20 protein-coding genes and 1 other RNA gene are annotated in these 20,671 nt (G+C 62.6%); 11 read left to right on the forward strand and 10 right to left on the reverse strand.

Features of this window, described 5'->3' with window-relative positions; genetic code table 11:
• The first annotated feature begins 185 nt into the window (after positions 1–185).
• The 4 genes from kdsB (at position 186) to ACQ66J_RS04805 (ending at position 4,301) form a co-directional block, all read left to right on the forward strand.
• Positions 186–962 (forward strand): 3-deoxy-manno-octulosonate cytidylyltransferase, encoded by a 777-nt coding sequence (kdsB, locus tag ACQ66J_RS04790; protein ID WP_430430693.1) that lies wholly within the window; start codon positions 186–188, stop codon positions 960–962.
• A complete protein-coding gene (locus ACQ66J_RS04795) occupies positions 962–1,603 on the forward strand; it encodes a histidine phosphatase family protein (protein ID WP_430430694.1) in 642 nt (213 codons plus the stop codon). Before kdsB ends, ACQ66J_RS04795 begins: the two co-directional genes overlap by 1 nt.
• Complete coding sequence (locus ACQ66J_RS04800; protein ID WP_430430695.1) at positions 1,600–2,814, forward strand: O-antigen ligase family protein; 1,215 nt, start codon at positions 1,600–1,602, stop codon at positions 2,812–2,814. Before ACQ66J_RS04795 ends, ACQ66J_RS04800 begins: the two co-directional genes overlap by 4 nt.
• A gap of 80 nt (positions 2,815–2,894) precedes the next feature.
• Positions 2,895–4,301 (forward strand): exopolysaccharide biosynthesis polyprenyl glycosylphosphotransferase, encoded by a 1,407-nt coding sequence (locus ACQ66J_RS04805; RefSeq protein ID WP_430430696.1) that lies wholly within the window; start codon positions 2,895–2,897, stop codon positions 4,299–4,301.
• Here the strand turns inward: ACQ66J_RS04805 and ACQ66J_RS04810 are convergent.
• On the reverse strand, positions 4,298–5,134 hold the full coding sequence (locus ACQ66J_RS04810; protein WP_430430697.1) for a class I SAM-dependent methyltransferase: 837 nt from the start codon (positions 5,132–5,134) through the stop codon (positions 4,298–4,300). The genes ACQ66J_RS04805 and ACQ66J_RS04810 overlap by 4 nt on opposite strands.
• A gap of 100 nt (positions 5,135–5,234) precedes the next feature.
• On the opposite strand from ACQ66J_RS04810, the gene fsa reads away from it, so the two are divergent.
• Positions 5,235–5,885 carry a fructose-6-phosphate aldolase gene (fsa, locus tag ACQ66J_RS04815; protein ID WP_375548216.1) on the forward strand — a complete coding sequence of 217 codons (651 nt, stop codon included), beginning with the start codon at positions 5,235–5,237 and terminating at the stop codon, positions 5,883–5,885.
• A gap of 116 nt (positions 5,886–6,001) precedes the next feature.
• Positions 6,002–6,895, forward strand: a complete 894-nt coding sequence (locus tag ACQ66J_RS04820) for a delta-class carbonic anhydrase (RefSeq protein ID WP_430430698.1) — start codon at positions 6,002–6,004, stop codon at positions 6,893–6,895.
• 54 nt (positions 6,896–6,949) lie between these two features.
• Here the strand turns inward: ACQ66J_RS04820 and serA are convergent, their stop codons facing one another.
• Entirely contained in the window at positions 6,950–8,173 is a 1,224-nt protein-coding gene (gene serA, locus ACQ66J_RS04825; RefSeq protein ID WP_430430699.1) for a phosphoglycerate dehydrogenase, read from the reverse strand.
• Positions 8,174–8,353: 180 nt separating this feature from the next.
• Here serA and ACQ66J_RS04830 point away from each other — a divergent pair, with 180 nt between their 5' ends.
• From ACQ66J_RS04830 to fghA, 3 genes are read left to right on the forward strand one after another with little or no spacing between them, the layout of a single operon-like run.
• A complete protein-coding gene (locus ACQ66J_RS04830; protein ID WP_430430700.1) occupies positions 8,354–9,466 on the forward strand; it encodes an S-(hydroxymethyl)glutathione dehydrogenase/class III alcohol dehydrogenase in 1,113 nt (370 codons plus the stop codon).
• A gap of 1 nt (position 9,467) precedes the next feature.
• The gene (locus ACQ66J_RS04835; protein ID WP_375550190.1) at positions 9,468–9,920 is read left to right on the forward strand and encodes a YaiI/YqxD family protein; all 453 of its coding nucleotides are present in this window, start codon (positions 9,468–9,470) and stop codon (positions 9,918–9,920) included.
• 4 nt (positions 9,921–9,924) lie between these two features.
• Positions 9,925–10,761 carry an S-formylglutathione hydrolase gene (gene fghA / locus ACQ66J_RS04840; RefSeq protein WP_430430701.1) on the forward strand — a complete coding sequence of 279 codons (837 nt, stop codon included), beginning with the start codon at positions 9,925–9,927 and terminating at the stop codon, positions 10,759–10,761.
• Here fghA and ACQ66J_RS04845 read toward each other — a convergent pair whose 3' ends face one another.
• The 8 genes from ACQ66J_RS04845 to ACQ66J_RS04880 all read right to left on the reverse strand — a co-directional run bounded on the left by ACQ66J_RS04845 (position 10,762) and on the right by ACQ66J_RS04880 (position 18,552).
• Positions 10,762–11,580, reverse strand: coding sequence for a TIGR00282 family metallophosphoesterase (locus ACQ66J_RS04845; protein WP_375548211.1), 819 nt, complete (start codon positions 11,578–11,580; stop codon positions 10,762–10,764).
• A gap of 78 nt (positions 11,581–11,658) precedes the next feature.
• Positions 11,659–12,435, reverse strand: coding sequence for a ferredoxin--NADP reductase (locus ACQ66J_RS04850; RefSeq protein WP_430430702.1), 777 nt, complete (start codon positions 12,433–12,435; stop codon positions 11,659–11,661).
• Positions 12,436–12,535: 100 nt separating this feature from the next.
• Positions 12,536–13,282 (reverse strand): hypothetical protein, encoded by a 747-nt coding sequence (locus ACQ66J_RS04855; RefSeq protein ID WP_430430703.1) that lies wholly within the window; start codon positions 13,280–13,282, stop codon positions 12,536–12,538.
• A 133-nt stretch (positions 13,283–13,415) separates the two neighbouring features.
• Positions 13,416–13,991, reverse strand: coding sequence for a 5-formyltetrahydrofolate cyclo-ligase (locus tag ACQ66J_RS04860; RefSeq protein ID WP_430430704.1), 576 nt, complete (start codon positions 13,989–13,991; stop codon positions 13,416–13,418).
• Between the two features lie 20 nt (positions 13,992–14,011).
• Positions 14,012–14,171, reverse strand: a non-coding RNA gene (ssrS, locus tag ACQ66J_RS04865) — 6S RNA.
• 34 nt (positions 14,172–14,205) lie between these two features.
• Entirely contained in the window at positions 14,206–14,610 is a 405-nt protein-coding gene (locus ACQ66J_RS04870) for a cell division protein ZapA (RefSeq protein ID WP_375548207.1), read from the reverse strand.
• Positions 14,607–14,921: a DUF4164 family protein gene (locus ACQ66J_RS04875; RefSeq protein WP_375548206.1), complete on the reverse strand. Its 315-nt coding sequence runs from the start codon at positions 14,919–14,921 to the stop codon at positions 14,607–14,609. Before ACQ66J_RS04875 ends, ACQ66J_RS04870 begins: the two co-directional genes overlap by 4 nt.
• A 79-nt stretch (positions 14,922–15,000) precedes the next feature.
• On the reverse strand, positions 15,001–18,552 hold the full coding sequence (locus ACQ66J_RS04880; RefSeq protein ID WP_430430705.1) for a glycosyltransferase: 3,552 nt from the start codon (positions 18,550–18,552) through the stop codon (positions 15,001–15,003).
• A 153-nt stretch (positions 18,553–18,705) separates the two neighbouring features.
• Here ACQ66J_RS04880 and ACQ66J_RS04885 point away from each other — a divergent pair, with 153 nt between their 5' ends.
• Together ACQ66J_RS04885 and ACQ66J_RS04890 are read left to right on the forward strand one after the other, a co-directional pair.
• A complete protein-coding gene (locus tag ACQ66J_RS04885; RefSeq protein WP_430430706.1) occupies positions 18,706–19,635 on the forward strand; it encodes a sulfotransferase family protein in 930 nt (309 codons plus the stop codon).
• Complete coding sequence (locus ACQ66J_RS04890) at positions 19,632–20,660, forward strand: glycosyltransferase family 2 protein (protein WP_430430707.1); 1,029 nt, start codon at positions 19,632–19,634, stop codon at positions 20,658–20,660. Before ACQ66J_RS04885 ends, ACQ66J_RS04890 begins: the two co-directional genes overlap by 4 nt.
• Positions 20,661–20,671 lie beyond the last annotated feature (11 nt).

Raw genomic sequence — 20,671 nt, forward strand, 5'->3', positions numbered from 1 at the left:
CGAAACCTCCGGAAGGCAAATGGCGAGCTGCCAAGTCCGGCAGCATGAATTCTTGAAGCGGGCCTTCTACCCTATTGAAGCCGCTTCGGCCAAGACCTTGAGCGCTCACCGTGCGCACTGGCCTTCAGCGGCGGGCCATGGCATTGAACCCATCTGTCCGTTTTGCTGCATTTTATAGGCGCCTCATGTCTGTTATCGCCGTTATTCCCGCCCGATACGGCTCCACCCGTTTTCCCGGAAAACCGCTTCATGAAATCGTCGGCGTGCCCATGGTTGAGCGTGTGCGTCGGCTGGCCGCCGCCGCGCCTTCTATCGACCGGGTGATCGTCGCCACCGATGATGCGCGAATCCTTGAGGCGGTGAAGGCTTTTGGCGGCGAAGCCGTAATGACCCCGGAAAGCTGCCGCAACGGCACCGAGCGGGCTTATGAGGCCGTGCGGGAGTTCGCCCAAGCTGACGACGTCATCGTCAATCTACAAGGCGATGCGCCGCTCACCCCGCCCTGGGTGGTGGACGCCGCCGCCGCCGCCATGAAAGCGGACCCCGCGCTCAAACTCGCCACGCCCGCCGTGGCCTTGACGGAAGACGCGCTCGACAAACTCAGCGAGGCCAAGCGTCGCGGAGAAGTCGGCGGCACCAGCGTCGTCTTCGACAAAGCCCTGAATGCGCTTTATTTTTCAAAGGCCATCATCCCATTCAAGCGCGAGAATACGGGTTTGCCGATCTATAAGCACATCGGGCTTTACGCTTATCGATTCGACACCCTGTCCGACCTGGTGGCGCTGGAGCCGAGCCCGCTGGAACAAGCGGAAAGCCTGGAGCAATTGCGCGCGCTGGAAAACGGCATCCCGATCCGGATCGTGCTCACCGATTACCGCGGACGGACGCCCTATTCCGTGGACTCGCCCCGGGATGCCGACGTCGCCGCCGACATCATCGCCCGCGAAGGGGAGATTTTATAATGCTGCTGATCCTGGCGCGCCATGGCAACACCTTCGGTCCGGACGACACCCCGGTCTGGGTCGGAGCGAACGAAGATCTGCCCCTCGTTGAAAAAGGCCTCGAACAATCACGCGCCATGGGCGAAGCCCTGCGCACGCTGAACCAGCTGCCCGACCGCATCATCGCCGGGCCGCTCAAGCGCACCCGCACCGGCGCAAGGCTGGTCGGCGAGATTTGCGGCTTCACCGGCGAGGTCGAGATCGATGACCGCCTGCGCGAGATTGATTACGGCGTCTGGGGCGGCAAAACCGACGCCGACATCGCCGAAAGCTGGGGTGAAAGCGCCATCACCGATTGGCGCGAGCGCTCCATTCCGCCCAATGGCGCAGGCTGGAGCCCCACTGTGGAAACGCTCAAGGCCAACGCCCGCAGCGTGCTGGATTCCGTAACGCGCGACCGGAATAACGACACGACCGTTTTCATTCTGACGTCCAACGGCATCTTGCGGTATTATCATGCGCTGCTGACCCAAGACGCCCCAAGCGAAGAGGCCAAGGTCAAGACCGGCCATATGGGCGCTGTGCGTGTGACCCATGAGGGGCGCGAGCTTCTGGCCTGGAATCTGCCGCCTGAAGCCTTTGTGAAAGCTCTCAATCCGTGACGACTCGCTGGCGTCTCTCCTCGGTCACCCTCGGGGTGCTGTTGACGCTGAGCGCTGTGTTCATCGCTGCAGGCGGGTTGGGGCTCGCCACATCCATGGCGCTGATCGGCTTTTTCTTCACGCCGGTCATTTTCGTATCCGGGTGGCGGTCCTTCAAAAGCGCGCCGACACTGGCGTTTCTGGGCGTGCTGAGCGTGATCTGGCTGTGCGCCTCTCATCTCTGGTCGCCTTATGAGCGCGCAGACCAGGCCTACAAGCTGGCTCTGCTGATCCCGCTCTTCGTCATGAGCGCCTATATCGCGTGTCGCCTGACGGATGAGGAAGCCGGGCGACAAGCCAGGGTTCTGAGCGTGGTGGCGCTGCTGGCTGGCGGGTATTTCCTGATCGAAGCGCTGACAGGCGGCCTGATCGGCGGCTGGATCGAGCTTGAGCTTGAAGACTCAAATTATCCCGCTGAAGCCATACGCAACGCCAAGGTGACCCTGTCGCGCGGCGCCACCGCCTTCATGATGCTGGCGGGTCCCGTCGCGCTATATTTGTGGCGGCGTGACGGCGCCTGGCGGCGCGGCCTGGCCCTGACGCTTCTCACCATGGCCGCATTCGCCTCAGCCAGTTTTGATGTTGAAGCCAACATCCTGGCTCTTGTGTTCGGTCTGGTTGCGGCTGGAGCAACCCAGCTCGCCTCGCGCACGGCCTTGCAAGTCATTTTGCTGGGCGCCGGCGCCTGGGTGATGGGCGCACCCCTGTTCATGGGCATGGGGCTAGCCCTGATGCCCGACAGCGTGGAGGACGGACTGCCTCTGTCCTGGGCCTGGCGGCTGGAAATCTGGAAGGCCGTGCTGGAGCAAATTCGACAATCGCCCCTGATCGGGCATGGACTCGACAGCATGCGCGCCTTGTCGGATTCGGTGCTCTATCGCGACATCATGATCGACCGCTTGCCGCTCCACGCGCACAATGCCGGCCTGCACATCTGGATGGATGCAGGCGCGATCGGTGCGCTGCTCTGCGCGGCAACCCTGTTCGCCGGCGCACGAGCGGTCGGACGCGCACCTTTGAACGCCGATCAGATCACGGGCCTGGCCTATGTGGGCGGAATCTGGCTGGTCACGGTCATGCTGGGCTATGGCGTCTATCAGGAATGGCATCACGCTGCGCTCGCCCTGGGCGTTTTCGCCGCGTTCCTGAACAGGACAGACGCCTCTGAATAAAGCGCCTCCGCTCGGCGCCGTTCTTGCTCCTCACCCCCATACCCGCCGCCAGAGCGGAAGCAATGGATCGAGGAGAGCCCATGTCGTCCCGGATTGATGCACATGCACCGCCATACGCGCCTGCGCGCTCCACCGGCTCGATCAATCCTGTGCAGGTTTTTGTCCTGTCTGACATGAGCGCGATCAGCCTGTCCGGCATCGCGCTTCAGGCGCTGCATGCCTTGAATGGCGGCGCTTCCGAACACGGCGAACTGGCGATTTTCTTTCTGGCGGGCGTGCTGCTCATCGGCTGGTTCAACGCCCAGGGACACTATCGCAGCCGACAGCCCGTAATGGGCGCTGCGGGCACGGTCTTCAAAGCCTCGGGCCTGGCCTTGCTGGCGCAAATCGCCGGGATCAGCGCCTATGGCGATGCCAGCGGCGCCTGGCCCATCCTCGCGGCCTGGCTCTGTGTCCCCGTTCTGGTTTTAGCGTCCCGGCTTGGCGTGCGCGCCCTGTTCACTCTCAGCGGCGGCTGGCTGCAGCCGGTCACCGTGCTGGCGCCCCAGGCGCTGACTCTGTCGCCTGACAGCGTCATTCGATCTGAAGCCGGTCATGGCCTGCATGCCGAGCGCAGTCTGGCGCTCGAGCCTTTCGCCCAGCTCAGCGATGCAGCTTTGCTCGAGCAGATCGCGCCCCTCACCCAACGCCCTGTCTTCCTGGCCCCGGATGCGGCGACGCAAGACATCGCCGCCCGGCTGGCGCGTCTCCTGTCGGCGCAGGGCCTATCCTATTATTACCGCCCGGCCTTGGGCGCGGTCTCCGGCGAAGCCTTTGACCTGGTCCGCTTTCCGCCCCAAGACGGCGTGATCCTGTCCATGATCAATGCGCAGGATCGTCCGTTCGCAAAAGCGATCAAGCGCGGCTTTGACGTCATCGCATCGGCCTGTGCGCTGGTGTTTCTGAGCCCGGTTCTGGTCTTGATCATGCTCGCAATCCGCAAGGATGGCGGACCGGTGATGTTCAGCCAACCGCGAGTGGGCGAAGACGGCCAGTCTTTCGGCTGCCTGAAATTTCGCACCATGGTGGTCAACGCTGAAGACCGGCTGGCTGAAATCTTGAAGACGGATCCCGAACGCGAAGCGCAATGGCGCGCGTATCAGAAACTGGACGACGATCCGCGCATCACCCCGGTCGGCCGCCTGTTGCGCAGGACCAGCCTGGATGAACTGCCTCAGCTGATCAATGTCATCAGAGGCGATATGAGCCTTGTGGGGCCGCGACCGATGACGCTGGACCAGCAAGACTGTTACGGCCAGGCCATGCTGGATTACCAGCGCGTGCGTCCGGGCTTGACCGGCTTGTGGCAGGTCAATGGCCGCAACGCGACCACATTTGAAGAACGCGCCCGTCTTGATAGCCATTACGTGCAGAACTGGTCGCTCTGGCGCGACGTCGTGATCCTGGTCCGCACGGTCCGCGAAGTGCTGTTCAGCTCAGGACGCTAGAGCGGCGGTTTCTGCAACACGATCCGGTCCTGAAACTCACCGGCTTGCACAGGGGTTGACCAATGACCGGGCTCCAAGGGCTCCGCGAACTGCAACCCCGCCTCGCGCACCCAGCCCTCAAACACGGCGCGCTCATAGCCGATCGCGCGCTCAGGCTCTCGCGGATCCGCCGCCCAGGCGCCATCGCGAAACGGCTGCAACGCCAGAGTTGCGTCTGACAGCTTCATGCCTGGCTCGACTATGAACCCGGTCAGGCACAAGCGCCCGCCCGGTTTCAAGACCCGTCCCGCCTCCATGAGATAGGCGGCGGCGTCTTCAGGAAGCAAATGGCTGAACAGTGAAATCGCCAGCGCCGCGTCGATGCTGGCGGGCTCTACAGGAAAGCGATAGTTGGTCGCCTTCCCTCCCTCGCCGCCATATTCACGGCTTTGCACATCGGCCCGGACAAAGTCGAATTCAGCCTCGCCCTGGACATGCTGACGGGCAAACCGGAGCGCCCGCTCTGACAGATCAAAGCCTGTATAGCGTCCCTGCGCATTCAGATACTCGGCGAGGCGAAACGCAATACGGCCTGCCCCGCAGCCCATATCCAGCACATGGGCGGACGGCTCAAGTCGGGCCGAACGCTGAAACCAGCTGAAGTAAGCCTGACCGATCTGGTGGAAGTCGCCGCCGCCCACATTGTGCCAGACCCGCCAGGGTCGCGGCGCGCCAGGCGTCCGCCAGCGCGCCGGCAAATCCCGGGCGTCGCTCGCAAGATTCCACAGGAAATTCACAAGAGGCCGCGGCAGGGTCTGATGCGTCCAGGTTTTGACCGCGTTTGCAGCGCCCATGCAGCCTTCCTCATTTCCAAACCAGTTTTATGGTGCTGTTATGATTGAGGACTAAAGCTGGTTCAAGATATCGACGACTCATTGCTGACCGGAGCGCCTCATGCAGATCTTTCTCGACACCGCCGAAATCACTGAGATCGAAGCGCGCGCCGGCCTTATCGACGGCGTGACGACCAACCCGTCGCTCATTGCGAAATCCGGCGCCGGCGTGTTTGACCGCATCAAGGAGATCGCCAAAACGGTCTCCGGCCCGGTCAGCGCCGAAGTGGTGGCGTCAGATTATGACGGCATGCTGGAAGAAGGCCGCAAGCTACGCGCTCTGGGCGACAATGTGGTGATCAAGCTGCCGCTGACGGCGGCCGGACTTCAGGCTTGCCGCGAGTTCCACGCCGAAGGCGTGCCCACCAATGTCACCTTGTGTTTCTCGCTCAGTCAGGCGCTGATGGCGGCCAAGGCCGGGGCGACCTTCATCTCACCGTTTGTGGGCCGCATTGACGACGCCGGTTCAGACGGGATCAACCTGCTTGAAGACATCCGGGCGATGTATGACCAGTTCGGGTTTGAAACCTCAATCCTCGCCGCCTCTCTGCGCCATCTCAAACATGTGGAGGGCGCGGCTCTCGCAGGATGTGACGCGGCGACCTTGCCTGTGAAAACCTTTGATCAGCTGATCAAGCACCCCCAAACGGATCTGGGACTGGACGCTTTTATGGCGGACTGGAAAGCGACAGGTCGCGACGGGCTGGTCTAAACAGATCCCGCGGCAAAAAATCGTACGCCTCGTGACGCTTTTCCCTTGAAGACATCACGTGCGAATGAATATGCCTATTCAACGACGGATAGACGATTGTTGAAAAGGGGACGCTCATGCGCATCGATATCTTCGCAGTTTCTGGTCTGGCTCTGGCCCTTGCAGCCTGCTCAGGGCCATCAGAAGACACTCAGTCCGCGCCCAGCGAGCCGATGGAGACATCTCAAGACTCGTCAGACGTCAGCGAAATGGAGCATGGCATGGCTCTGGCGTCCGCCGACGCCCCGCTGTGCGAAGGGTTTGGTCCGCAAACGCCGCGTGACATCACAAACCCTGAAGGGCTGAATCCTGTGATGTTCGCCCTGGCGCTCGAACCGGCGCAGATGAATTTGTGCAACATCCACACGCACACCAACGCCGAACACAAAGGGCCGGGCTTCTCCGTCTTTGTCGGCGACGGCGTCAATGGCGGCTACGCCTGCAATGACGCGGCGAACCTGACCGAGGAGGAGCTGCGTGATCCTTATGAAGGGGAAGGCGCCTTCGGTCAGGTCAGCCCCGGCGATACGATTGAAGTGCACTGGGTGTATTCCAGCTGTGACATTGCGCCGGGTGAAGGCCTTGGCTCATGCCTGAGCGACACGTGCACCGACCCCGTCCTGCGGGTCGAGGCGCAGACCTTCCTGGTGGTCAATGATCCCGAGGCGCTGGACTTCACCACATTTGATTATGCGGGCGCGGCCAATGAGGCGGGCTATCACCAGCCCATGATGCTGCCGGCAGGAACCGGCGAGCCTGTTTTGTTTCGGGGTTCAACCACCGGACCGAGCTACACCCAGTCCACATGCTCGCCGCTGGAAGTCACCTGGAGCGTGCGCCCGCAATGCGCACGCGTAGACATCAGCTCGCTGCACCGTTGGGCGGAAGAGGGCAATGTTTTCAACGAGACCGAAAGCCATGGCGTACGCCAGCTGGTGACTGCGCCGGAATTGCTCTCGCCGATCGAATAAACACGGTAAGACGCTCAAGCCCCCGCCCTTCGGCGGGGGCTTTTGCTTCCAGCATCAGCCCTGGATCAGGCGCGCCCGGATGGTGCCGTCGATAGCGCGCACCCGATCCAGGAAATCCGTCGGCAGATCCCCTTCAAGATCGGCGACCGCATAGCCCAGATCCCCTTCGGTTTGCAGGAACTGGGCGGCGACGTTCGCCCCCACCTGCTCCACCGCATCATTCAAACGCCGCAGGAAACCCGGACGGTTCATGTGCGGCGCCAGAACGCGCGTGCGTCCCGATTGAATGGGACCGGGGTCCACATGGGGGAAGTTCACCGCAAACGTGGTCGAGCCTTCATAGAGGTAGCGCGCCAGCTTGCCCGCCGCGTCCAGACCGATCGCTTGCTGCGCTTCCAGCGTCGAACCGCCGATATGCGGGCTCAGGATGACATTGGCGCATTGGATGAGCGGGCTTTCGAACCTCTCGTCCTTGCTTTTGGGTTCAACCGGAAACACGTCCACAGCTGCGCCGGCCAGATGACCTGAATTGAGCGCCGCCGCCAAGGCGTCCACATCCACCAGATCGCCTCGCGCCTGATTGATCAGGAATGCGCCCGGTTTCATCCGGGCGATCTCGGCCTCGCCGATCATGTTCTTGGTGCGCGCCGTAGAAGGAACATGCAAGGTGACCACGTCGCACTCAGCCAACAGGCCGTCCAGCGTATCCATGGGCCGGGCGTTGCCATGAGCCAGCTTGGGCGCGATGTCATAGTAATAGACATGCATGCCTAAGCCCGACGCCAGCACGGACAGCTGGGCGCCGATATTGCCATAGCCGATGATGCCGAGCTTTTTCTTGCGCACTTCATTGGCGCCGTCAGCGGTTTTCAGCCATTCCCCGCGCTGGATCGCGAACATTTTTTCAGGAATGCGCCGCATCAGCATGATCACTGAGGCCAAAGTCAGCTCGGCCACCGAACGGGTGTTGGCGAAGGGGGCGTTGAACACCGGCACGCCGCGTTCGGCGGCGGCGGTCAGATCCACCTGGTTGGTGCCAATGCAGAAGCAGCCGATCGCCTGTAGCGCTTTGGCGGCGTCCAGCAAGGCGGCGTCCACATGGGTGCGAGAGCGGATGCCCAGCGCGTGCGCGCTGGCGATTTCCGCTTCCAGCTGCGCGCGGTCAGGCGATCCCGACAAACGCTTCACCGTCACCGGCCCGGCTGTCTGAAGGGCGCTATCAGCGTCCGGGTGCACGTTTTCGAGCAAAAGTGCGGTGTAGTCAGAGGTGTAGGCCATGGGGGCGTCCAATAATCATGTTGCGTTGCACCACTGTGCCCAAATGACCGGGCATTTCAATGCCGCGCTTTGGCATATCCTGAATTCATCTTGCGCCTCGCCTTGCCGCCACCCGCCCGCACGCGTATCTGGAGACGCCATACGCCGACGATCAGACCACCCATTCTTGAGGAGGCTTTCATGAAGACCCGTGCTGCAATCGCATTCGCGCCTAACAAACCGCTCGAGATTCACGAGGTGGACCTTGAGGGGCCGCGCGCAGGCGAAGTCCTGGTCGAGATCATGGCGACGGGCGTGTGCCATACCGATTCCTACACGCTCGACGGCAAGGACAGTGAAGGGATTTTCCCCTCGATTCTCGGCCATGAAGGCGCCGGAATCGTGCGCGAAGTCGGCGCAGGCGTGACCAGCGTCAAGCCGGGCGATCACGTGATCCCGCTCTACACGCCTGAATGCCGCCAGTGCAAAAGCTGCCTGAGTCAGAAGACCAATCTGTGCACCTCGATCCGCTCGACCCAAGGCCAGGGCTTGATGCCGGACGGCACCTCGCGCTTCAGCCTGAACGGTGAAAAAATCCACCATTACATGGGCTGCTCGACCTTCTCGAACTTCACCGTCATGCCCGAAATCGCGCTGGCGAAAATCCGCGAAGACGCGCCGTTTGACAAGGTTTGCTATATCGGTTGCGGCGTCACCACGGGCGTAGGCGCGGTGATCTTCACCGCGGGCGTCGAGCCCGGCGCGAACGTCGCCGTGTTTGGCTTGGGCGGTATCGGTCTCAATGTCATTCAGGCCGCTCGCATGGTCGGCGCGGACAAGATCATCGGCATCGACATCAACCCCTCAAAGCGCGCCCATGCCGAAAAGTTCGGCATGACCGACTTCATCAATCCCAACGAAATCGGCATGGACAAGGTGGTGGAGGCCATTCTCGACATTTCCGGCGGCGGCGCGGATTACAGCTTTGACTGCACAGGCAATGTGAACGTCATGCGTCAGGCGCTCGAATGCTGCCATCGCGGCTGGGGCGAGAGCATCATCATCGGCGTGGCCGAGGCCGGTCAGGAAATCTCCACCCGCCCCTTCCAGCTGGTCACAGGCCGGGTCTGGAAAGGCTCGGCCTTCGGCGGCGCGCGCGGCCGGACCGATGTGCCGAAAATCGTCGACTGGTACATGGACGGCAAGATCGATATCGACAGCCTGATCACCCACAAAATGCCGCTCGATGACATCAACACCGCTTTCGACCTGATGCATGCCGGCGAAAGCATCCGCTCGGTCGTGGAGTTCTGATCTGACCCTGTTCATCGATGCCGACGCCTGTCCGGTGAAGGACGAGGCGATCAAGGTGGCCGAACGCCATCGCACCTCTGTCAAGCTGGTGTGCGATGGCGGTTTGCGCCGCCCGCAAAGCCAATGGGCGGAGCTCGTCATCGTGCCCGAAGGCGCGGACGCCGCGGACGACTGGATCGCCGAGCATATCGGGCCGGGCGATATCTGCATCACGGGCGACATCCCCCTGGCGGATCGCTGCCTGAAGGCGGGCGGCAAGGCGATTGATCATCGCGGGACAGAGTTTGACGCGCACTCCATCGGGTCGAAACTCGCCATGCGCGATCTGATGACGGATCTGCGCAGCGCCGGGACCATGGAGGGCGGCGGCGGCAAGCCGTTCGGCCCCCGCGACCGGTCGAACTTTCTCAACGGGCTCGAACGCCTGTTTCAGGATCTCAAACGAGGACGGTAGGCTTATGGAACTCAACTCAGAGACCCGCAGCTTTGGCGGACGCCAGCAAGTCTGGACCCATCAGTCGAAAGAAACCGGGGCGGAGATGACGTTCTCGCTCTACCTGCCGCCCGCCGCGGAAGACGGCCCGGTTCCGGTCGTGCTCTATCTGTCAGGCCTCACCTGCACCCACGCCAATGTCACCGACAAGGGCGGCTTCCAGCGGGTCTGCGCCGAGCTGGGCCTGGCGTTTCTGGCGCCTGACACCTCTCCGCGCGGTCTCGATCTGCCAGGCGAACACGACAGCTATGATTTCGGCTCCGGCGCGGGCTTTTATGTGGACGCCACGCAAGAGCCCTGGGCCAAGCACTACCGCATGGAAAGCTATGTGACGGGCGAACTTCTGATGGTCGCGGGCGAAGCCGCGCCCTGCCTTGATCTTGAAGACATCGCCATCACCGGCCACTCCATGGGCGGGCATGGCGCGCTGACGCTTGGGCTGAAACGCCCGGACCTGTTCAAGGCGATCAGCGCCTTCGCGCCCATCAGCTCGCCGATCCATTGCCCCTGGGGTCAGAAAGCGCTCGGCGGGTATCTGGGCGATGACCCGGCGGCCTGGCGCCGATACGACGCCTGCGCCCTCATTGAAGACGGCGCCCGGTGCGAGGCCGGCATTCTGGTGGATCAGGGTTTGAGCGATCAGTTCCTGTCTGAACAGCTCAAGCCTGAATTGCTGGAAGAGACTTGCCGTGTGGCCGGGCAGCCGCTGACCCTGCATCGGCAGGACGGCTATGATCACAGCTATTTCTTCATCGCCACCTTCATGGAAGACCATTTGAGGTGGCTAGGCGAGCGGCTCTGATCAGACTTCGGGGATGATCTCTGCGAGCTGACCGCCCACGCGGATCGGCTCGCAGCGCACCGCCAGCCCCGTCGCGTCATCGGTCTCCACATAAAGCCCGCACACCGTCGCCTCGCCCGAGGCCGGGGTGAAACGGCCCGAGCGCATATGGGTGACGAAGCGGTTGATCGGCTCGTCTTTCACCATGCCGATGACGGAATCATAATCGCCGCACATGCCCGCATCGGTCTGATAGGCCGTGCCCTTGGGCAGGATGCGGTGATCGGCGGTCGGCACATGGGTGTGTGTGCCGACGACCAGGCTGGCGCGGCCATCGCAATAATTGCCCAACGCCACTTTTTCGCTCGTCGCCTCGCCATGCATGTCCACGATAATGGCGTCCGCCACTGCGCCCAGCGGGCAGGAATCGATTTCATGGCTGACCGAGGCGAACGGGTCTTCCAGCGGCTGCATGAACAGGCGCAGCATCACATTCATCACCAGCACCCGGCGGCCGTCGGGCAGATCATAAAGCCCCGCCCCGCGCCCCGGCGCCGTGCCTTCACGATAATTGACCGGACGCAGCAGGCGCGGCTCGCGTTCAATGTGGGACAGGGTTTCAGACTGGTCCCAGGCGTGATTGCCGAGCGTCAGGACATCTGCGCCCGCATCATACATCTCATTGGCGGTTTTTTCGGTGATGCCGAAACCGCCCGCCGCATTCTCGGCGTTGACCACGACAAAATCGAGCTGGAGCTGCTTGCGCAAATCAGGCAGCGCATCGCACAGACCTTCTCGCCCTGACTTGCCGACCACATCGCCAAAAAACGCAATACGCATGAAACCGCCTTACCTTGCTCAGGCGTGCGGATATAGGCGAAGCGCACCGGTTAGGCCAGCAATGGTCTGCGCGGCGGCTCAGCCCACAAACGACTTCTCGACCACATATTGAGCCGGGCGGGCGTTGGAGCCTTCCTTGAGGCCCGCCCGCTCGCACCGCTGCTTGCAAGAGTCCAGCATCTCCATGGAGCCGCAAATCATCACCCGGTCGGTCTCGGGGTTGAGCGGCGGGACGCCCAGCTCGTCATAAATGACGCCGTCATCCATCAGCTGGGTGATCCGGCCCGTGCGCTCGAAGTCTTCGCGCGTGACGGAGGGATAATAGACCAGCTTGTCGCCGACAAACTCGCCCACCAGCGGGTCCTCGCGCACGGCCTCCACCAGCTCCTTGCCATAGGTCAGCTCGGCGACCTCGCGGCAGGTATGGGTCAGGATCACCTGATCGAAGCGCTCATAGGTTTCCGGATCGCGGATGACCGAGGCGAAGGGCGCAACGCCGGTGCCGGTTGAGAGCAGATAGAGCCGCTTGCCCGGCTCCAGCGCATCGAGCACCAGCGTGCCGACCGACTTCTTGCCCATCAGGATCTTATCGCCAGGCTGAATATGCTGCAGCTGGCTGGTCAACGGGCCGTCGGGCACCTTGATCGAGTAAAAATCAAGCTCTTCATCCCAGGCCGGGCTGGCGATGGAATAGGCGCGCAAGAGCGGCTTGCCGTCCACCATCAGGCCAATCATCACGAACTCGCCCGAGCGGAAACGGAAGCTTTGCGGGCGGGTCACCCGGAATGAAAACAATCGGTCGGTATAATGCCGGACCGAAATGACGTCCTCTTCCGTAAACGCGCCCATCGCCATCTCGCTTTCTGAAGTTGATAAGTGAGGGCGTTCTAGGCCGGGGGCGGCTTCTTGCCAATGGTTCGCACTGCGGCGCGCGGTCACGCCCCTGGGACTTTGATCAGTCGCCAAACCCCGGGTCACGGGCCTTGTCTGACACCGGCAATCGCCCGAAGGCGGAATGCACGCCGGACAGGTAATGGGGCTGGTTGCTATTGACCTGACCGGGCAGGGAGAAACTGCCCAGATCGACGGTAGACCCGCCCGCATAGCCCAGGCTCTCGACCGGTCCGAAAGCCGCCTCTATCTGCGCAACGCCTGCAGCATCCGCATAGGCGGCGTAGCCATTGGGGTCGGTTTGCGCCGCCGGATCACACCCGGCGGCGGCGCGCGTATGCTCAGATCCGCCCGCACAGAGCAGGCCGCGCAAGGCGCCCGCCGTGCGTTCACTGACGGCAGGTCCTGTATCCGGCGCCCAGCCCGCTTGTCCGCCTTCCGCCGTCAGCACCTGTTGCGGCGCCGGTTCAGAGGGTCGCGAAGGGGAAGGCGTCGCGGCCTCGACCGGAATCTGCGGTGCAGGAGCCGGTTCGATAGGCGCTGCATCAGGGGTGAGCGCGGGCGCAGCTTGCACCGGCTCCCGATCGGGTTGAGGCGCGACAACCATTTCCGGCTCCAAAACCGGCTCAGGCTCGACTTCGGGGACCGTCACCATCGTCAGATGGATTGTGCGATCGGGGAGCGATTGCGGGTTCGGCGCATGCAGCAGGTACAGCGCCGCAGCCCCGAGCCCCAGATGCAACGCCGCCGCCACAGCGCCGGACGCCCATTTCAGCACAGACGGGCTGATCTCGCCGGTCAGTTTCGACATGGAAACCGCCGCAAAAGAAGGGGAGGCGAGCGCGATCATTCATTCAGCCGCTTGGTTAGGCATGTGTTAGTCAGACAGCCGGGCGGCTTGGGGTCAATGGCGTGAACGCCAGCTTGCCGCTTTGTAATGCGTTTCAGGAGGCGATCTGGTGAGCGCCCTGCTCTGTGACGACCCAATCGAGACGCATATCGTGCGCCTCGGCAGGAATTTTGGCCAGCTTTTGCACGGCATAAGCCAGACCAACCACGGTCAAGGGACCTGATTGTTTCAGCTGTTCCAGCGTCCGGTCATAAAACCCGCCGCCATAGCCCAGCCGTCGCCCCTTAAGGTCAAATCCGACCAGAGGCACCAATATCAGGCTCGGCGTCAGCTCCGGAGAAGACACCGCAGGCTCTCGCGTGCCGAACGGTCCAGGCTCCAGAGGCTGATCCAGCGTCCAGCTGCGAAAGGTCAGGGGCTGATCCTTCGCAACCACGCACGGCAAGGCGATGCGCGCCTGCTCCAGCGCGAAGGTCTCAAGCAAGGTCTGAGGGTCGATCTCGTCGCCAATGGCGGCATAGCCCGCCACCACTTGCCGGACGTTCGGCCAAAGGCTGTCGGGGAAATGCTCGACCAGCCTGCGCCCGGCGTCGGGCTCTTTGGCGTAGGCCGCCGCTCGCGCGGCCCGCGCCGCGCGCCTGGCGTTGGTCTTGCGCCAGGCCGTCAGCATGAAAGGGGGAAAGGCAAGGTGGCGGCGCCAATTCCGCCGGTGGTCGTTTTCCAACCCTGATGACCCGGTAAACCAGGTGGGCGCCGCTTAGATAGGACCACGGTCCAGTCCAGAGGCAGCTCCCTCTCAGAGATGTAAGGTCCTCGGGATGTTAAGACCTGCCGAACGGTCCAGCTACCGCCGCTGATATAGATGGGGGCGAGATCGCCCGCGCTCAAGCGCTTTCTCCATCTGAAGGCTCCACCGGCGCAGTCGTCACACCCGCAGCGGCTCCGGTCCCGGTCATGGTCTCAAGCTGTTCGGCGGCGCTGATCAGCGCCTCAGCCGCCCGCGCGCGATCCGCACGCCGGCGGGCGTCCGCCTGGGAGACCTTGCCCTTGAGGTCGAGCACCGTGTCTTCGAGCTCATCGACCTTGCCGCGCGCTTCACGCATTTCATCGGTGACGATCAGCGCCGCCATCAATAGAAGGCGCACATCGCCGATCTGTCCCACTTTGTTCGCCAGATCGCGCACATGGGTGTCCAGATGTCCCGCCAGCTCCCGCAGATAGGCCTGCTGGCCCTCTTCGCAGCCAATGGTGAAGGCGCGTCCGTTCAGGGAGATGGTGACCTTGCTCACGCCGTCTCCTCTGCATCATCGGTTGCGGCGAGCAGGGTTTGCAGATCGCTCATGGCGGCGTCGAGCGCCTGCGCGGCGTCAGTCGCAGCGGCCTGAAGCTCATCTTCACGCGCTTGCGCTTCATCCAGCGCGGCCGCCAGGCGGGCGCGGTCATTATCGAGATCCTGCGCCGCCTCCACATCGCCCGCGGCGGCGCTCAGGCGCAGCTGATAGTCTTCCAGACGCGCGCCCACACGGGACACGGCCCGGTTCAGCCGATCAACGGCGTCAGCCAACGGATCGTCGGCGGCAGGAGGTTCAGGCGCACTCATGCCCTTAAAATCCGTCTTTAACGGCAAAAGTTCAAGCAGTGTGACAGGGCGAGCCTGAAAGAATCTCTGCGCCCGGCCCTCAGCTCAGCTTCAACTGCGCCAACATGTCTGACAATCGCGCCCGGACGACCTCGCGTGAGGTCTCCCGGCGGGCGAACTCAACGCCGGCCTGGCGCACGTCATTCCACCGGTTTTCATCCTCAAGCATGGCGAGGATATGGCGCGCAAAGCCTTTGGGGTCATCAGACACCAGCACGTCCACGCCGGGGGTCAGGCCCATGCCTTCCGCTCCGATCATCGTTGACACGCAAGGCGTGCCGAGCGCCAGGCTGGCTGCGACCTTGCCCTTGGCGCCCGCGCCATAGCGCAGCGGCGCCACAGAGGCGCGGATCTGGCCGAAGAACTCATCGACCGTTTCAACAAAACCCAACACCTTTACGCCGTTCTTGCCATCCAGCGCCTTGAAACGGTCCGGCATCTTGCTGCCCGCCAGGACAAAGCGCGCATCGGGTTTCTGGGCGCGCACTTCGGGCCAGATTTCCGACAGGAACCAGTCAACGGCGTCCACATTCGGCGGATGCCCGAATCCGCCCAGAAAGCCGATGCCCTCGCGGCGATGAAAGCCGGCCGGGATCGGTTCAGGATCATGGATCAGCGGCAATTTGAACGCCGGCGTCTGCGGCGCTTCCTCATCCAGCAATGCGATTTCAGCATCCGAATGCGGCAGCACGACATCTGCGGATCGGATGATCGCCAGCTCGCGACGCTTGGTCTGCGCCGCCGCCTCCTGCGCCAGCGCATCATCAGACAATTCAGCCTCACGATGCTCACGCAGGAAATGCAGATCCGCCGGCATGAAGGCGATCTTGGCGTGCGGCGCATGGGTGCGCACCGCGCCCATCACCCGCTCGGCGGCGGCGAAGCGGTGTACGATGACCAGGTCAAATTCTGACCCGCGTGCGGTGATGAAGGGCTCGAAGCGCGAATAAAACGGGTGATAGATCGTCTCGACGCCCATCGCCTGCAAAGGCGCGGAATAGGTCTTGGTCCACAAGAAATTGTCGACCGGCACGAACGTCACCTTATAGCCCAGCGCCTGGAGCGCGCGCATGGTCTCCACCGCCACCAGCGAGCCTGCATCATGCTGGGGCTCAGGCGTCGTCATATCGATGAAAAGAATACGTTTCTGAATGCCGCGTTCTTTTTCGCGTTCGGGTTGCCGCCCATTGGGGCGATGCGCGGCCAGCACGCCGGCCCAACGATCGCGTAGCTGTTCGAGATTTTTGACCTGATACGCCTTGGCTCCCGATGCGAGATCCGTGCCCGAACTCACGCCCTCGAAATGGACCAGCATGGAGCGTGGCTGGAACACCGTACGCAGCCCCTCGGCGCGCACGCGAAACGCCAGGTCCGCATCCTCGGCATAGGCTGGGCGGAAAATATCATCAAAGCCGCCCAGCTTCTCCCACAGCGCCCGGGGCAGCGCGATCGAGGCGCCGGAGATGTAATCGACGTCGCGGGCGTAGCTGAACTCGGGACGCCGGGGGTGATCAAACCGGCCCAGATTCCACGCCGAACCGTCCTGCCAGAAAATCCCGCCCGCTTCCTGCAAGCGTCCGTCCGGATAAATCAGCTTGGAGCCGACCAGACCGACCTTGGGATCCGCGTCCAGCGTCTCCACCAGCGTATCCAGCCCGTCGGGCAGCACCAGCGTGTCATTGTTGAGCATCAACACATGCCGACCACGCGCATGTTCAGCGGTCAGATTGCAATTGCCTACAAAGCCCTGATTGGTTTCATGACGCACCCAGCGCACATGATCCATCGGCACGCTGGCGGCCGCCTGGGTGCCGTCGGTGGACTGGTCATCGCCCACCAGAATTTCAAAGCTCGATTTCGGATGGCTGGCGAAGACGCTCTCAATGCAGGCCAGCGTGTAGGAAATCTGATTATAGGCCGGAATGATGATGGAGACGTCCGGCATCGACGCGACAGGGCGCTTCGCCGCAATTTTCGCCAGCCGTTCCGCCAGCTTGCGCGCGGCCTCATCGCCCACGACCGTTTTGATCGGCGGCTGGCCCTCTGACTGAAAGGCGAGATCGTAACGGCTGATCAGTTCGGGGATATAACTCGCCGCATCGCCATACTCTTCGGTCAGCACACTGTTGAGGGTCTTGATCTGCGAGCGGGGAGACGTCGCGGACGCGCCGCTTTCAGGGGCGCGCGCAGCATCAAGCTGGGCGGCGAGCTGTGACGCCTTGCGGGCGCGCAGACGCGCGTTGATCTGCCCCGTCGCCGTCCACCAGACAGCTTTCAGACCGCGCCGGATGAAGTTTCGGACGCCAGGAAGGCGCGTCATCACAGCCCTGATCGGCGTGGTGGCTTTCCAGATCGAGCTGTTCTCGATGGCTTTCAGACGCACGGCCTCTGCGCGCAAGGCTTGGCGTTCGGAATCAGCGGCGACGTAATCGGCTTGGGTGCTCGCCAGCTCATGTTCCAGCGATTGAGCGTGGTCCTGATAGGCGCGAACAGAGATTTCGAGCGATTTGAAATCACTCACCAGTTCGGAAATTTGCGATGAGAGACTGAGGTTCTCATTTCTCAAATTCCCCAAAGCGTTCGAGGCGTTAAGGAGCTGCGTCAAAGTCGCTTGCTTCTCACCCTCCGCTTTCTCAAAAGCGGTGCGCGCCTGGTCGCGTTCCTCCGTCAGAGTCGCTTCGGTCTGCTTTTGCGCCTCTCGCGCCTTGTCGCGCTCACGTTCAATTTTTGCGACCTGCTTGTGGCCCTCGGCCCGGACGCGCAAAATGGCGGCGCGGCTTTGACCGGCGCGGCGCAAGACCTCGTCTTCCACGGCATCCAGATCATCCGATAGGTTTCCGGCTTCCGCCTTGTCGTGCAAATCAGAGATCGCGGTGAGCAGTTCGGCCACGCCAGCGCTGAAATCAGCCTCAGCGCGAGACCGAGGCTCCGTGAGAAACGCGTCGACCTTAGCCGCGGCTTCCGGGGTGATTTTCAGACCGTCAAGCCCAAGCTCCGAACGCACCGTTTCAATAACCGCTCGCCAATCCTGGCGCAAAGCTGAATAGCTGACCACCGCGCCGCCATCGGCCTGAAACGCCTTGAGCGCTTTCAGGCTGTACCAGGCCCATAACAGCCCCGCTTCATCGGGCATAAATTTGTCGCGGTGCGCCAGCGATTGCGCCACTTCCGCCGGATCCCGGTGGATCAGCAATTGCGCCGGCGCATAGCCCGCCCGCTCAAGCGCCTGTCGCCAGGTGGGTACATAAAGCGTGCAGCGCGGGTCTTTAACGGCGATCAGCTCATGACCGTCGCCGAACGCGGTCTGGAGGGTGTCCGTCGCCGCCTTGACGGCGTTTCGCGGCAGCGCCCCATGGAGCGTGTCGTCTTTCAAAAAAGGCGCGTCCCAAGCGGCGTCCGCCTTGGCCAGCCAAGCGTCGTTCAGGGCGACCACGCCCGTGGGCTCCCAATAGCCGGACTTGTTGTACGCATTGGCCGGCATCAGATCCTCAGGCAGATCCGCGCCCAGAAGGTTGAGAATCCGCGTGAGCGCTGAAGTCCCCAAGCGATGCATGCCCAGAACCATGATCGCCGTTGAAGTATTTTCCGTCATATGTCCCGCCAGCGCCTTGTGATACGCAACTGTGTAGCCCTTATCGGGGCCGCCCCGTCAAGACGGGAAGTGTGCGCTTCATTGCGCCTGAAGTGAAAAATGCTAAACACGCTGCCTTAGTGCAGATTACTGCTTGCCTCAGGCGCGTCCCGCATGTCCACGTCATCGCCCCGGCCCGTTTTCATCATTGCCGCGCCGCGCTCGGGCACTTCAGTGATGACCTGGGCGCTCGGCCAGCATCCCGACATTCAGCCCATGCCGGAGACGGCCTGGATCGCAGCCGAAGCCGTGGCGAGCCTGCAATCGTACAAACTGGGGTCCGAACGCGGCGAGTTCTCACATCTCTCCAATGTCAGCTTCCCGTTCGAGGCGTTTCTTGAACACAAGGGACGCGCCATAGACGCCGTGGTTCATGACGCCTTCGCCAGACGGCTCAAAGACAAGTATGGCGAGGCGGGCCGTCCCAGCGCCGACCAGCTGGCGGACCCTGAATTCCTGCATATCCGCCTGCACCCAGACCACGCCAAATCACGCTGGGTGGACGGCGCGCCGATCAACACGTTCTACACCTGGGCGCTGGCCCGGATGTTCCCCCAGGCGCAATTCCTGTTTCACCTACGAGCCCCGCAGGGCGTCATCGCCTCGCTGGAAAAATTCGATGTCGCCGGAGGCGTCGCCACCGAACGCGACGCGGCCTTGAGTATCTGGATGGAGCATGTGCGCGCCGCCTGGAACACGCAAAGAGCGCTTGGATCAGGCCGTGTCTTCAGGGTCGACTTTGATCGTCTGCAATCTGAACCCGAAGCGCTCATGAGCGACATCTGCGCGTTTCTGGATGAGCCATCGTGCTCAGAGTGCGCCGCCTTCCTGAACCGCCGCCTGAACTCTTCGGGCACCCATCAGAGTGATATTCGCGACACGCTGGACCAGCTGGAGCACTTCAGCGAAGCGGAGGCTTTGTACGCCGCCATCACAGAAACACGGAACACGACGGCGCAAGACCGCGAAGACGGCGAGCGCTTTATCCGCGAGCGCTTTGAAAGCCTCTCCGCGGATCGGCCTCTACTGGGCGGCCCGGCATGAGCGACACTTCTTCCGTCCGGACTTCACCGACAATCACCGTCATCATCGTCGCCTATAACAGCGGCGATTTTCTGCAGCCTTGTGTGGATGCGCTGGCGACGCAAAGCTTCACGGACTTTGAGGCGGTGATTGTGGACAACGCCTCCACGGACGGCGCCGTGGATTCGCTGACCTTGCCGGACGAGCGATTCCGCATTGATCGCCCGGGCGAAAATCTGGGCTTTGCGGGTGGCAATAACCGCGCAGCCCGCGCGTCACATGCGCGCTGGATCGCCTTGCTGAACCCGGACACGCGCGTCGCGCCGAACTGGCTGGAGGCCCTGCTGGACGGCGCACGGCGCTGGCCGGACTGTCCGGCTTTCGGATCCACTCAGCTAAGGCTGGACGAAGCGGACATCCTCGATGGCGCAGGCGATGTCTGGTATGCGGGCGGCGTGGCCTGGCGAGCTCTGGAGGGACGCCCGCTGAGCGATAATCCACCAGAAGGCGAGACGTTTGCGCCTTGCGGCGCAGCCGCCTTCTATGACCGCGCGCGGTTTCTGGAGCTAGGCGGGTTTGACGAGCGTTTCTTTTGTTATTGCGAAGATGTGGATTACGGATTTCGCGTCCGCCTGACCGGACAGACCTGCATCCAGCTCACAGACGCCATCGTCTACCATGCTGGCTCGGGGACCACGGGCCGACACTCGGAATTCACCCTGTTTCACGGTCACCGCAACCGGATCTGGGTGTTCTTCAAGAACACGCCGGCGGCGTTGTTGCCGGTCCTGACGCCGCTTCATCTCGCGATCAATATGTATCTGTATTTGCGGGCCGATGCTGAACGGCGCAGTTATCTCAAACGCGCTTATGCCGCCGCCTGGGAAGGCCTGGGCGCCGTGATGAGCCAACGCAAGGCCTTGCGCCGTATCAGGACCGGGTCCCTCGCCTCGCTTATGCGGGCCATGATCTGGTCGCCGGTTCTGGTGACCCGGCGCGGCGCCAAGCTCACGCGGACAGGCGAGCGCACCTCCAGCCGTGATTAACATTGCACACG

Source organism: Oceanicaulis sp., from assembly GCF_965284345.1.
GTDB classification, from domain to species: domain Bacteria; phylum Pseudomonadota; class Alphaproteobacteria; order Caulobacterales; family Maricaulaceae; genus Oceanicaulis; species Oceanicaulis alexandrii_A.